Origin of the sequence: Janthinobacterium sp. PSRC1-1 (genome assembly GCF_049897525.1) — a bacterium.
GTDB classification, from domain to species: Bacteria; Pseudomonadota; Gammaproteobacteria; order Burkholderiales; family Burkholderiaceae_D; genus Janthinobacterium; species Janthinobacterium tructae.
The window spans coordinates 20,817-33,320 of sequence record NZ_JAFCWK010000020.1; the positions used below are offsets into that span (position 1 = coordinate 20,817).

The 12,504-nt window shown below is 64.0% G+C and carries 10 protein-coding genes; 7 read left to right on the top strand and 3 right to left on the bottom strand.

Going from position 1 to position 12,504, the window contains the following annotated elements; all coding sequences use genetic code 11:
• The first annotated feature begins 14 nt into the window (after positions 1-14).
• The 3 genes from ACP7DW_RS27315 to ACP7DW_RS27325 all read left to right on the top strand — a co-directional run bounded on the left by ACP7DW_RS27315 (position 15) and on the right by ACP7DW_RS27325 (position 4,040).
• Positions 15-932, top strand: coding sequence for a helix-turn-helix domain-containing protein (locus ACP7DW_RS27315; RefSeq protein WP_426057598.1), 918 nt, complete (start codon positions 15-17; stop codon positions 930-932).
• Between the two features lie 55 nt (positions 933-987).
• Complete coding sequence (locus ACP7DW_RS27320) at positions 988-1,914, top strand: AraC family transcriptional regulator (protein WP_298404458.1); 927 nt, start codon at positions 988-990, stop codon at positions 1,912-1,914.
• Positions 1,915-1,985: 71 nt separating this feature from the next.
• Positions 1,986-4,040 carry an esterase-like activity of phytase family protein gene (locus ACP7DW_RS27325; RefSeq protein WP_426057597.1) on the top strand — a complete coding sequence of 685 codons (2,055 nt, stop codon included), beginning with the start codon at positions 1,986-1,988 and terminating at the stop codon, positions 4,038-4,040.
• A gap of 160 nt (positions 4,041-4,200) precedes the next feature.
• Here ACP7DW_RS27325 and ACP7DW_RS27330 read toward each other — a convergent pair whose 3' ends face one another.
• Together ACP7DW_RS27330 and ACP7DW_RS27335 are read right to left on the bottom strand one after the other, a co-directional pair.
• Positions 4,201-6,285 carry a prolyl oligopeptidase family serine peptidase gene (locus ACP7DW_RS27330; protein ID WP_426057596.1) on the bottom strand — a complete coding sequence of 695 codons (2,085 nt, stop codon included), beginning with the start codon at positions 6,283-6,285 and terminating at the stop codon, positions 4,201-4,203.
• A gap of 118 nt (positions 6,286-6,403) precedes the next feature.
• Entirely contained in the window at positions 6,404-7,111 is a 708-nt protein-coding gene (locus ACP7DW_RS27335; protein ID WP_426057595.1) for a glutathione S-transferase family protein, read from the bottom strand.
• Between the two features lie 114 nt (positions 7,112-7,225).
• Between ACP7DW_RS27335 and ACP7DW_RS27340 the strand changes: the two genes are divergently transcribed.
• The 4 genes from ACP7DW_RS27340 to ACP7DW_RS27355 all read left to right on the top strand — a co-directional run bounded on the left by ACP7DW_RS27340 (position 7,226) and on the right by ACP7DW_RS27355 (position 11,667).
• Positions 7,226-7,579: a winged helix-turn-helix transcriptional regulator gene (locus ACP7DW_RS27340; protein ID WP_426057594.1), complete on the top strand. Its 354-nt coding sequence runs from the start codon at positions 7,226-7,228 to the stop codon at positions 7,577-7,579.
• Between the two features lie 73 nt (positions 7,580-7,652).
• Positions 7,653-8,243: a hypothetical protein gene (locus ACP7DW_RS27345; RefSeq protein WP_426057593.1), complete on the top strand. Its 591-nt coding sequence runs from the start codon at positions 7,653-7,655 to the stop codon at positions 8,241-8,243.
• A gap of 396 nt (positions 8,244-8,639) precedes the next feature.
• On the top strand, positions 8,640-9,884 hold the full coding sequence (locus tag ACP7DW_RS27350) for an HD-GYP domain-containing protein (protein ID WP_426057592.1): 1,245 nt from the start codon (positions 8,640-8,642) through the stop codon (positions 9,882-9,884).
• Positions 9,885-10,029: 145 nt separating this feature from the next.
• The gene (locus tag ACP7DW_RS27355; RefSeq protein ID WP_426057591.1) at positions 10,030-11,667 is read left to right on the top strand and encodes a methyl-accepting chemotaxis protein; all 1,638 of its coding nucleotides are present in this window, start codon (positions 10,030-10,032) and stop codon (positions 11,665-11,667) included.
• On the opposite strand, the gene ACP7DW_RS27360 is transcribed toward ACP7DW_RS27355, so the two are convergent.
• Positions 11,639-12,487: a DUF2071 domain-containing protein gene (locus tag ACP7DW_RS27360; RefSeq protein WP_426057590.1), complete on the bottom strand. Its 849-nt coding sequence runs from the start codon at positions 12,485-12,487 to the stop codon at positions 11,639-11,641. The two genes, ACP7DW_RS27355 and ACP7DW_RS27360, sit on opposite strands and share 29 nt — an antisense overlap.
• Between the last annotated feature and the right edge of the window lie 17 nt (positions 12,488-12,504).

Here is a 12,504-nt window from a genome sequence, read left to right on the forward strand (position 1 = left end):
GGGGAGGGCGCGCCATGCCCCGCAAAACCGATGTTTCGTTGCCGCAGATGGAGCTGGAACAGCAGCGCGACGCCACGCCCGGCTTCGAGCCGAAAGGCAGTTTCGGCTTCATCCGCTACCTGGAGCATGGCTATCCGAATGCGCTGGTGCGCTGGCATTATCACGACGAGTACGAGCTGCACCTGATCGTCGAGACGAGCGGCAAGGTCTTTGTCGGCGACTATATCGGCCAGTTCGCGCCCGGTCATTTGGTGCTGACGGGGCCGCGCGTGCCGCACAACTGGGTCTCGCTCGATACGCCGGCCGAGGGCGTGGCGCTGCGCGACATGGTGATCCAGTTCGGCCATGCGCCGCTGGCGTCGATGGCAGCCGCCATCCCGGAACTGAAAGGGATGTTCCCGCTGCTGCAGCGTGCCCTGCATGGCGTGGAATTTTTCGGCGTCAGCGAGCAGTCGCTGCGGCGCTTCCGGCGTATCCGCGACAGCAGCGGCCTGCCGCGCTTCATCGAGTTTCTGACCCTGCTGGGCGAACTGGCGCAGACCAGCGATTACCAATTGCTGTCGACGGTGCCCATGCAGTCGAGCGACGACGACGTGGCGCTGGCGCGCATCAGTTCAGCCATCAACTTCATCGTGCACAATTACAGCAGCCAGTTTTCGCTGAAACAGCTGGCCGAGCAGGTGGACATGCCCGAGCGGACGTTTTCGCGCTTCTTTCGCAGCGCCACGGGCAACAGCTTCACGGACTTCGTCAACCGCCTGCGCATCAACAAGGCGTGCCAGCTGCTGATGGAGACGGAGCGGTATGTGAGCAACATCTGCTATGAAGCAGGATTCAATAACGTGGCCAATTTCAACCGGCGCTTCCTTGAATTGAAGGGCATGACGCCGAAGGAGTTTCGCCAGCAGGCGCAAGGCCGTTTTGGCGCCTGAGGCTTTTTAAGGTACATTCGATGGCACGGGCGGGAGCCGCCTGGGAGAGACAAGCATGGAATACCTGTGGCACAAGGACAGCGAGCGCAAGGCGCCCGAACTGGAGCGCGAAAGCTACGATGGCATCATCAATTACCTGGAACACGGCTATCCCAGCTCGCGCGTGCGCTGGCACTGCCACGAAGAATACGAGTTGCACCTGATCGTCGCCACCAGCGGGCGATTGTTCGTGGGCGACTATATCGGCGAATTCTCGCCCGGCCACCTGGTGCTGACGGGCCCGCGCCTGCCGCACAACTGGATTTCCAACGTGGTGCCGGAAGGGGGCGTGGCCTTGCGCGACATGATCGTGCAATTCGCCCACGCGCCGCTGGCCGGCGCCGCGCGCGTCATCCCCGAACTGCGCGAGCTGCTGCCGCTGCTCGAGCGCTCCAGTTATGGCGTGGAGTTTTTCGACATGGGCCACGAGGCCGAGCAGCACCTGGCGCGCATCCGCGCCACGCATGGCGCCGAGCGCTTCGCCGCATTCGTGCAACTGATGAGCAAGCTGGCGCGCACGGCCAATTACCGGCTGCTGTCGAGCGCTTCACTGCGTTCCTACGACGATGACGCTACCCTGGCCAAGGTGAACGCCGTCCTTAACTACATTACGGACAATTACCGCGAGCCGATTTCGGCGGAAATGCTGGCCGAGCAGGTGGGCATGTCGCTGAGTAAATTCTCGCGCTTCTTCCGCAAGGCGACGGGCAACAGTTTTACCGATTTCCTCAGCCGGTTGCGCATCAACAAGGCCTGCCAGCTGCTGATGGACACGGATCAATACGTCTCGAACGTCTGCTACGACGTGGGTTTCCAGAACGTGGCCAATTTCAACCGCCGCTTTTTGCAGGTGAAGGGCGTCACGCCGAAGGAATTCCGGCGTCAGGCCGATGGGCGCTTTGGCGGCATCGGCGGGCCTGTTGCGGATACGCCACGGGCTTGATGGCTGTCACGGGCTTGTCACTTTGCCCAGTTACTCTCCACGGCTTCCATCCCACTTTAGCCGAGGAATGCATGAACGCTGCTGTAACGTCGACCCCGAAACTGACCCTGCTGGCCATCGCCGCCAGCCTGTGCCTGGCCGCCTGCGGCGGCAGCGATAATACGCCAGCGGAGCCTTCGAAGCCCGTGGCGCAGACGGGCGTGTTCCTCGACGGCGCGGTGGAAGGGCTCGACTACGTGGCCGGCAGCGCGGCCAAGGCCAGCACCAATGCCAAGGGTGAGTTCATGTGCAACCCGGGCGACACCGTGGCCTTCAGCGTGGGCGGCCTGGCCCTGGGTTCGGCGCCATGCGGCGCCGTCGTCACGCCGCTGGCGCTGGCCGCCAGCACGAATGTGGCGGACGACAAGGTCGTCAATCGCCTGCTGGCGCTGCAACTGCTCGATGACGACAGCGATCCGTCGAACGGCATCAAGCTGACGGCCGAAGTGAAGGCGGCGCTGGCCGGCAAGACGCTGGACTTTGCCGTCGCTCCGGCCGTGTTCAACACGGCGCTGGCCGCGCATCTGGCAGCGGTGGGCGGGAAATTCGCCGGCCGCACGGTCGATGCCGAGCGCCGCGCGCTGGCGCGCGAGCATTTCGAAGACACGCTCGCCTCGAAAGCGGGCGCGCCCGTCAATGAAGCGCTGACGCAGGCCAATCCCCTGGGCGAAGTGAAAGTCACCGTAACGCGCTACCAGATCCAGGCGGCGGATAAATTCTACGTGCCGTACGAAGGCGCGAACGCGAAGATCAAGGGCGAATTCCCGAACGGCTTTTTGCCGTCCTACGGCTCGGGCCTGGCGTATAAAGGCAAGAACGCGGCGGGCGACCTGGAATTCTATGGCTTGACGGACCGCGGCCCGAACGGCGACGGCCCGCTGCTGCCCGATCCATCGGGCAAGGGCACGATCGGCAGCAAGATCTTCCCGTCGCCGAGCTTTACGCCTTCGTTCGGCGTCATCACGGTGGGCAAGAGCGGCGCCGTGCTGGGTTCGAGCACGCCGATCAAGGTATCGGCCGCCGTCAACAGCTCGGGCTTGCCCGTGCCCGTCGGTGCAGTGGGCAATTCGGCCGAGATTCCCGTCATGGATGCGATGAAGTTCGATGCTGCCGGCAAGGCCGTCTTCAATGCGGGCGGCCTCGATTCGGAAGCCATCGTCGTCGATGCCAAGCGCAATGCGCTGTGGGTCTCGGACGAGTACGGCCCGTTCATCGTCAAGATCGATGCCACCACGGGCATCATCCAGGCCAAGTACGAGCCGGGCAAGGGCTTGCCGGCGCTGTTCGCCAAGCGCCGCGCGAACCGCGGCATGGAAGGCATGACCTTAGATACGAGCAATGACAAGCTGTACGCCTTCCTGCAAAGCCCTCTGTCCGACGGCACGGCGCCATACACGGTGACGAAGAAGAATGAGCAGGTCGAGCGCTTCGCCCGCTTCACGCGCTGGATCGAATTCGACCCGACGACGGGCAGCAGCGGCAAGATGTACGCGTATCCGCTGAACGCGGCCGACTACCAGGATGGCCGCACGGGCAACGCCAAGCTGGGCGACATGGTGGCACTGGGCGGCGGCAAGTTCCTCGTCATCGAGCAGGGTGCCGCGCCATCGGGCAAGGTCTTCAACAAATTGATGCTGGTCGAACTGAAGGGCGCCACGGACATTGCGGCCGCCGCCTTCAACGCGACGACCTCGGACCTGGAAAAGAGCAGCATGGGCGGCGCCCCCGTCAATGGCGCCGACTGGGCCGCCGTCACGCCCCTGAAGAAAACCCTGCTGCTGGACTTGAACGCCATCGGCTGGGCGGCGGAAAAAGCCGAAGGCCTGACCCTGATCGACGACTCCACCATCGCGCTGGCCAACGACAATGACTTCGGCCTGAAAACCAAGATCTTCGACGCGAATGGCGTGGAAGTGGCGGATGCCGACGTGACCAAGTGCACGGTCGATGCCAACGGTACCATCGTCACCAGCAGCGCGGCCGGCTGCAATGCCGCCAACACCATCCGTGTGGCGCGCGGCGACGACCGCGAGCGTCCTAGCCGCTTGTGGATCGTGAAGTTCGCCAAGGCGCTTAATAGCTATTGAACGAGCGCGGTGGTGATGTCGGATTACGCGGCGCTGCGCGCCGCTAATCCGACCTACAAAACAAAAAGCCGCGCGGTGCTGGATGCACCCTGCGGCTTTTTATTGTGGAAATCGAGGGTAGTTCGGATTAGGCCGAAGGCCGTAATCCGACACTCCCCCGTTACTTCTTGGTATAGGTATTCAACCAATCGAGCACCGTGTGATGCCACAGCAGCGAATTGGCTGGCTTCAGCACCCAGTGGTTCTCGTCCGGGAAGACCAGCAGCTTGCTCGGGATGCCACGGCGCTGCAGCGCCGTGAAGGTGCCCAGGCCTTGCGCGGTGGGGATGCGGAAGTCCAGGTCGCCCTGGACCACCAGCATCGGCGTCTTCCAGTTCTTCACGAAGTTCACGGGATTGAACTGCTCGTGCCTGGCCGGCGCGTCGTAGTAGGTGCCGCCATTTTCCCATTCCATGAACCACAGTTCTTCCGTCGCGTAAGCCATGCCGCGGTTGTCGAACACGCCGTCGTGGTTGACCAGGCACTTGAAGCCGTCCGGCCAGTTACCGGCGATCCAGTTCATCATGTAGCCGCCGTACGACGCGCCCAGCGCGCAGCTGCGCTCGCGGTCCAGCCATGGGAATTTTTTGGTGGCCGCTTCCAGGCCCTTCTGCAAGTCGAGCAGCGGCTTGCCGCCCCAGTCGCCGCTGATGGAATCCGTGAACTTCTGGCCATAGCCGGTGGAGCCGTGGAAGTCGATGAAGACGGTGGCGTAGCCGGCGCCGGCATACACTTGCGGATTCCAGCGGTAGCTCCAGCTGTTGCCAAAGCTGCCTTGCGGGCCGCCGTGGACGAGGAAGGCGACCGGATACTTTTCACCGGCCTTGGCATTCCATGGCTTCATCACGTGACCGTAGACGGTCTCGCCATTCGCGCCGGCGAACGAGAACTGTTCATATTCGCCGAAACGCACGTCGGCCAGCGCTGCCGCGTTCTGTTTCGTCAGCTGCACCAGCGGCGCGGTTTCCGACTTGGCGTCGAGTTTGCGCGTGTACAGCTGCGCGCCCGAGGCCAGGTTCGCTTGCGCCAGCACGATGGTGTTGCCGCGCACGTCGAAGTCGCCCACGGCGCCCTTGCCCGTCAGCGCAGCGACCTTGCCGCTGGCCGCGTCGATGTGGAACAAACGGTGCTGGCCCACGTCATCGGCGGAGACCAGGAAGGCCTTGCCGTCCGGCGTCCAGCGGAAGTCGGCCACGGAACGGTCCCAGTCGTCGGCCACGGTGCGCTTCTTGCCGGTGGCGACATCCATCAGCACCAGGTGGAAACGGTCCGCTTCGAAGCCAGGCTTGGTCATGGCGACATACGCCAAGGTGCGGCCATCGGGCGAATACGTGGCTTTCGCATCCCAGGCCGGATTGTCGGCCGTGAGGTTGCGCGGCGCCTGGCCGCCGGCGGCCGGAATCGTGTAGACGTCGAAGTTGGTCGACCACGCTTCCGTGCGGCCGGCCACGCGCACGGAGAAGGCCACCGTCTTGCCGTCCGGGCTGAAGTGATATTCGCCGTTGTCGCCGAACGGCTTCGATGGCGCGTCGCCATCGAGGGTGCCGCTCAGGCTCACGGGTGCGGCGCTGACCTTGCCGCTGGCGTCGATCGGCGCCGAGTACAGCGCGTTGCGGCGGCCATCGGCCCAGGAATCCCAGTGGCGCACGAACATCTGCTCGTAGACCATGCCGGTCGCCTTGTTCTTGGCTTTTTCATCGAGGCGCTTTTTCGTGCAGGCGATATCGGCGCAATCGAGGAAGACGCCCATGCTGAAGGCCAGGCGGTCGCCCTGCGGCGACAGGCGGTAGGTGTCGACATCCAGCGCCAGGTCGGTGACCTTGGCCGCTTCGCCGCCATTCAGGGGCAGCTGCCACACTTGCGAGGAGCCGGAGCGGCCGGAGAGGAAGTAGATGGCGTCGCCGTTCGGCGACCATTGCGGGTCGCTGGCGCTGGCATCGCCACGCGTGAGCTGGCGTGGCGCCGCGTTCGGCGCGCGCAGGTCGATCATCCACAGCTGCGTGTTGCCGCGGTTTTTGTCCAGGTTGGTCGTGCGCACCGTGTAGACAACGCGCGTGGCGTCCGGCGACAGCACGGGGCTGCCTACGCGTTCCATGGCGACCATGTCTTCGACGGTGAAACCGCGCGGCGCGGCCAATGCCGGCACGGCGGCGGTGGTGGCCATGGCGGCACTGAATGCTCCCAAGAGCAGCAGACGTAAACTCATTCAAACTCCCGATTCTTATGACGACGTTATCGATATGGTATTGACGTGGCCGGCTGTACCGCCGGCAGCCCGACATCATAGCAATAAAGATGCGCTTGCTGCGGGAGTTGACCGCCGGTTAGCCGGCTGGCAGTGCCAGTTGGTCGAGTGCCACGTGGCCCAGGAAGCCGCCCTGGCTGGTGGCCGGCAAGCCGTCTTCGATGGCGTGGGCAAAGCGGATGCCGGAGTCTTGTTCCAGCGCGGCCAGCACGCGCGCAACGTGCGGATAATCGGCCAGGCTGGCTAGCTGCAGCGGTTCGGCCCAGCGCGCCGTGGCGGCCAGGTAGGCGTCGGCGATGCACGGTGCCGTCTCCGAAGCGAGCCAGGCGCGGCTAGCGAGCAGGCGCTCCAGGTGCGCCAGGCTTTTGTTGACCTTCTCGATGGCCATCTCGCGCCAGATAGCCGCGCGCGCATCGTCCGGCGCCGCACGCGACGCCTGGAAGGCGGGCATGAAGGCGGCGTGAAACGTCGTGTGCAGAAAGGACAGTACGCTGTTCAGGCGGTCGTAGACGGGCGTGCCCTGCGCAAAACCGAGGCCTTTGTGCGGTGCGCGGGCGGCCAGGTGCAGCAGGATCGCCATGCTTTCCAGCAACGGCGCGCCCGCGTGCGTGAGCAGGGCCGGCGTCTGGCTCAGCGGATTGATGGCGAGAAAGGCGGGATGCTGCTTGCTGGCCGGGTCGCGTGCTTCCACGCGAGCCAGGCGATACGGCAAGCCGCTCCATTCGAGGGCGGCGATGGCGGCAAACGAGCAGCCGAACGGCACGCTATAGATCAGGGTGGTTTCCATGCTGGAGCTCCAATTGGATGAGGGAAGGGCAGTCTAAGGGGTATGGTTACTATTTGGAAGAAGGCAGAATAATGTGGTATAGGTACATTTTTTATACCAGGTGGGAAGCGAACCATGAAAGACAATGTCTCCGGCTGCGCCGTGGAAGAAGCCATGCGACTGCTGGGCGGGCGCTGGAGAGTGGTGTTGCTCAGCTATCTGATGGCGGGGCCGAAGCGTTTCAGCGAAATCCGCCGCGCCGTGCCGAATATCTCGCAGCGCATGCTGACCCTGGATTTGCGCGCGCTGGAAGAGGCGGGCTTTCTGACGCGCACGATCTACGCGGAAGTGCCCGTCAAGGTCGAGTACCAACTGACGCACGAGGGCTTGCGCCTGCGCGAGCTGGTCGAGATGCTGCGCGCCATTGGCCTGCGCCTGCGCGGGCAGGCGGATGCGGGCGGCGCCTTTCTTGCGTCCGACGCTGGATAAATGTCTCTAGAGAAACAGCTGTTTTTATGCAAAGTGCTAGACTGCCGGCCTTAGCTCACTACTCTCGATACCCATGCGCCTGACTTCCCTTGCCCTGACCGCCGCCGCCCTGTTTGCCGCCTTGCCGGCCCATGCCGCTACCATGCCGACACTCGAACAAATCCACGCCGCCGTGCAGGCGGGCGTGGCCAGGACACAAGCCAAGACGCAGTCAGCCATGCCGTTCGCTGTCAAGGTCACCAGCCTGCAGGGTTGCCAGGATTCGCTGGAAGTGCCAGGCGAAGTGGTGTGCCTGGTGGCCATGAGCGCCGGCATGCGCGACGGTTTTAATGTATTGCCCCTGCGTAAAGAGGGCGATACCTGGGTCGGCGTCGAACGCAAGAACGCCAGGTTCGCGGGACCGTCGCCGGCCGAGGCGCAAGCGATGATACGCGCCTGGGCCAAGGACGAAGTGGCGCGCAATCCGGAGGCGGCCAAGGACGTGCAGATGCAGGAAGCGCAGAGCACCATGCAGGTCAAGGCCGTCAACGAGTGCGACGTCAAGCGCAAGACGGGCTACCTCGTGTGCGACACGGAGTTGAGCGTGCCGAGCCGTCCGGATGGCATCAAGACGGAACTGACCTTCATGCTCGACAGCGGCAACTGGCGCTACGTGCCGCGCTAGACCGCCAGCCGCCGGCCGCCGGCGGCCACGCCGCTCGCGCATCCGCCTGATACTTCTCCCTGCACGGCGCCAGCGTCTTTTCGCGACGTCTGGCGCTGGCGCACGCGTTTCCTTTCCTGCACAGCATGCCCGTGTGGTGGCCCATGAGGCCGCCGGCAGGCATGCGCCTCCCTGCTCGGCAGGATGCTTGCAATTCCACGAAACCAATATGGATTAATTGATATATTTATTGATTAATCATTTATTTCCAATTAAAACGATAGAATTGGTGATTATTGCTGCAATTGTTGTGATTCTGCCATATAAACTAATTTATTCGGTTTAATCATTATTTTCGGCGTATGATATTGAGACTGGGCAAGTAAATGCCGCGATCTGAATGGGTGGAGAACCGTCGTGCTGAAAAAAATAACAAGTAGCGAACTCATGTTGGGAATGTATGTCGAGCGCCTCGGCCGCTCCTGGCTGGAGAACCCGTTCTGGAAGCGTTCCTTTTTGCTCGAATCGCCGGCTGACATGGAGCGTATCCGGGTGGCCCGCCTGAATGAAGTGTGGATCGACACGGCGCGCGGACTGGCGCCGCCTGAACCTGTTGCCGCGCCGCCCGTTGCCGCAGCCGGCACAGTCTGCACCGAAGCTGAAGCGCAGGCCGTCTCCGTCGCCGTTGCGCATGTGGCGCCTGCCCTGTCGCGCGAGGCGGAAATGGCGCACGCCCGGCGCCTGCTCGAGCGTACGCGCCAGGCCGTGCAGACGATGTTTGACGAAGCGCGCATGGGCAAGGCCTTGGCCGTGGGGCAGGCCTACGAGCTGGTCGATGACATCGCCTCCTCGGTGCTGCGCGGCGGCGGCGTGCTGCTGGGCCTGGCGCGCCTGAAAACGGCCGACAACTATACATATATGCACTCGGTGGCCGTGTGTGCGCTGATGACGGCGCTGGCCAGGGAGCTGGAACTGGCACCGGAGCAGGTGCGCTCGGCCGGCCTGGCGGGCTTGCTGCACGATATCGGCAAGATGGCCGTGCCGTCGGCCATCCTGAACAAGCCTGGCAGCCTGAGCGACGCGGAGTTTTCCTCCGTGCGTGCCCATCCGGCGGCCGGCCATCGCATGCTGCTCGAGGTGGACGAGATCGATCCGGTGGCGCTGGACGTGTGTCTGCACCACCATGAAAAACTCGATGGCAGCGGTTATCCCAAAGGCTTGTGCGGCGAGGAAATCAGCCTGTATGCGCGCATGGGCGCCATCTGCGACGTATACGACGCGATTACCTCGAACCGGCCGTACAAGCAGGGCTGGTGCCCGGCCGAGTCGCTGCGCCGCATGGCGGCCTGGCGCGGCGGGCATCTGGACGCGACACTGTTTGCCGCCTTCGTCAAATGCCTGGGCATTTATCCGCTGGGCACCCTGGTGCGGCTGCAATCGGAACGCCTGGCCGTGGTGGTGGGGCAGGCGGCGGGCAAGGCGCTGACCTCGCCCACGGTCCGCGTATTTTTTTCCATCCGCGCCGGCACGTGTATCGCACCCTGCGTCATCGACCTGGCGGCGCCGGGTTGTCAAGAGCGCATTATTTCCACGGAAAGCGCGGCCCAGTGGGGCTTGCTGGACGTCGACCGTTACTGGGTCGGCGAAGCTGCTGTGGCATAGCGGCAGCCACGCCAGGAATAAAGTATATTTTATTAATAATAAAATATTAAAATAATGATGCCAGTGCCGCGTCTGTTTTCCTGTCTGGCGACCGTTCCTTGTCCGCACACCCGTTACCTTACGGGCTACCACTGAGGATGTGACCATGCGAATCAATCTTCCCGTCAACGATACCGAGATCACTCTGAGCGATACCGAGACCATCGTCTCGACTACCGACTTGCAAGGCAATATCACGTATGCGAACCCGTATTTCATCGCCGTCAGCGGCTACAGTGCGGAAGAATTGATCGGTGCGCCGCAAAACATCCTGCGGCATCCGGACATGCCGGTCGAAGCCTTCGCCGATTTCTGGGCCACCATCCGCTCCGGGCGTTCGTGGAGCGGCATGGTGAAAAACCGCTGCAAGGATGGTGATTACTATTGGGTGCTGGCAAACGTGACGCCGGTGGTGGAAGACGGCGTCGCTGTCGGCTACATGTCCGTGCGCACCAAACCGACGCGTCAGCAAGTGGCGCAGGCGTCGGCCCTGTACGCGCGCATCAAGGCAGGGCAGGCCGATGGCATCGCCCTCAGCCAGGGCGCGGCCGTGCGCACGGGCTGGCTGGCCAGGCTGGCGAGCTTGCGCGACCTGCCGCTGGGCAAACGCATCGGCTGGAATTTGGGCTTGCTGAGCCTGGTATTTCTGCTGCAACTGGCCTGGAATACGGGCGTGCTGCCGGCCAGTGCGGGTGGCTGGCTGACGGGCCTGTCCGTGCTGGCCTTGTGCGCGACGCTGTATTTCTGGCACAGCTTGCACCGCGCCGTGCTGCAACCGCTGCAGCGGGCGCGCCAGGCCTGCGACGTGATGGCCGGTGGCGACCTGACGGGCGAACTCGACACCACGCGGCGCGACGAGATGGGGCAGCTGCTGCGTTCCTTGCGCCAGTTGCGCGTGAACTTGCATTCCATCGTCGGCGACGTGCGCGGCAATTTCCTGCGCATCAGCATGGCCAGCCAGGAAATCGCCGCCGGCAATATGGACTTGTCGGGCCGCACGGAAGCGCAGGCGTCGGCCCTGCAGCAGACGGCGTCGAGCATGGAAGAGCTGGCCGCCACGGTGCAGCAAAACAGCGGCAACGCCGTGCAAGCGAGCGACATGGCGGGCAAGGTGCACGGTCTGGCCGGGCGCGGCGGTGAAATCGTCGGCCAGATGGTGACGATGATGGCGGACATTGACGCCTCGTCAAAGAAGATCGGCGACATTACGGGCATCATCGAAGGCATTGCCTTCCAGACCAATATCCTGGCCCTGAACGCGGCAGTGGAAGCGGCGCGCGCGGGCGATCAGGGGCGGGGATTCGCCGTCGTGGCGGGCGAAGTGCGCAGCCTGGCCCATCGCAGCGCGGCGGCCGCCACGGAAATCAAGCAATTGATCACGGCGTCTTTGGCGCAGGTGCAGGCGGGCGCCAAGCTGGCGCAGCAGGCGGGCGCCAGCAGCGCCGAAATGCTGGGCGCCGTGCAGGGCGTGCACGGCATCATGGCGGAGATCGCCTCGGCCTCGCGCGAACAGAGCCACGGCATCGGCCAGGTCAACATGGCCGTCACGCAGATGGATGAAGTGACGCAGCAGAACGCGGCGCTGGTGGAGGAATCGGCGGCCGCCTCGGCGTCGCTGCAAGACCAGACCATGCAGCTGGAGCAGGCGATGGCCTTGTTCAAGCTGGAACGGCGGCGCAGCCAGGCCACGCCACTGCGCGCGCCGGAGCGCCGCGCTACAGCAGGCGCTCTGACAGCGCCTTGAAGGCAACCTCGGGTACGAGAAAGGCAAACGGCCTGGACACGGGCGGCAACTGCCTCAGCAAGCCGCAGTCGGCACGCCAGGCGGTCAGTGCTTGCACTTGATCCACATCAACGGGCAGTTCGATTTCGCCGAAGACCAGCTTGCCGTTGCGCGGCACGTGCGCGATGGCCGCATCCTGGCAAGCGAGGAAGGCGACGGCGTCGCGCCAGTTGCCGAACAGCTGCTGCCAATCGGCATCGAGACCATGCTTCGCCGTGATGTCCGCCTGCACCTCGAGCGCGGGTGCGCTGCCGGCGCCGGGCGCGATGCTGCAGCGCGCTTGCGTGGCGCTGACCTCCAGCGTCATGGTGGCGGCCAGGTGGGTCGGCAAGATGTCGCTGAACAGCCGCGTGCCCAGCGCATGCGGCAAGCTGTCCATGATGTTTTTCAGAAAATACACGCAGGGCACGGCGGGCGCGCCCGGCGGCGTGTGGTCCAGATACAAACGCCAGTTGCTTTGCAGGGGCGACGGCAGCAGCTTGCGTAACGGACCCGGAAGGGCCGGACCGAAATGCCCGTGGCGGTAGGTCAGCACGGTGAACGGTGTCTTGCCGTCGCGCTGCCACAAGGCCACACCTGCGGGCACTAATTGTTGCGCGGCAGCGGCGTCGACCAGCCAGCTCACGTACACGACGTCGCGCACGTCGCTGTGCAGGGTCAGGAAAGGCAGGCGCGCCATGACAGCCTGGCGCACGCTGGCGAAACGCGTGCAATTGGCGAGCGCGGCAAACAGGCGCCCCGGCCAGCCCGCGCGCGGGTGACGATAGGTGTTGTCTTGCAATTGGGAAGTCTTTCGAG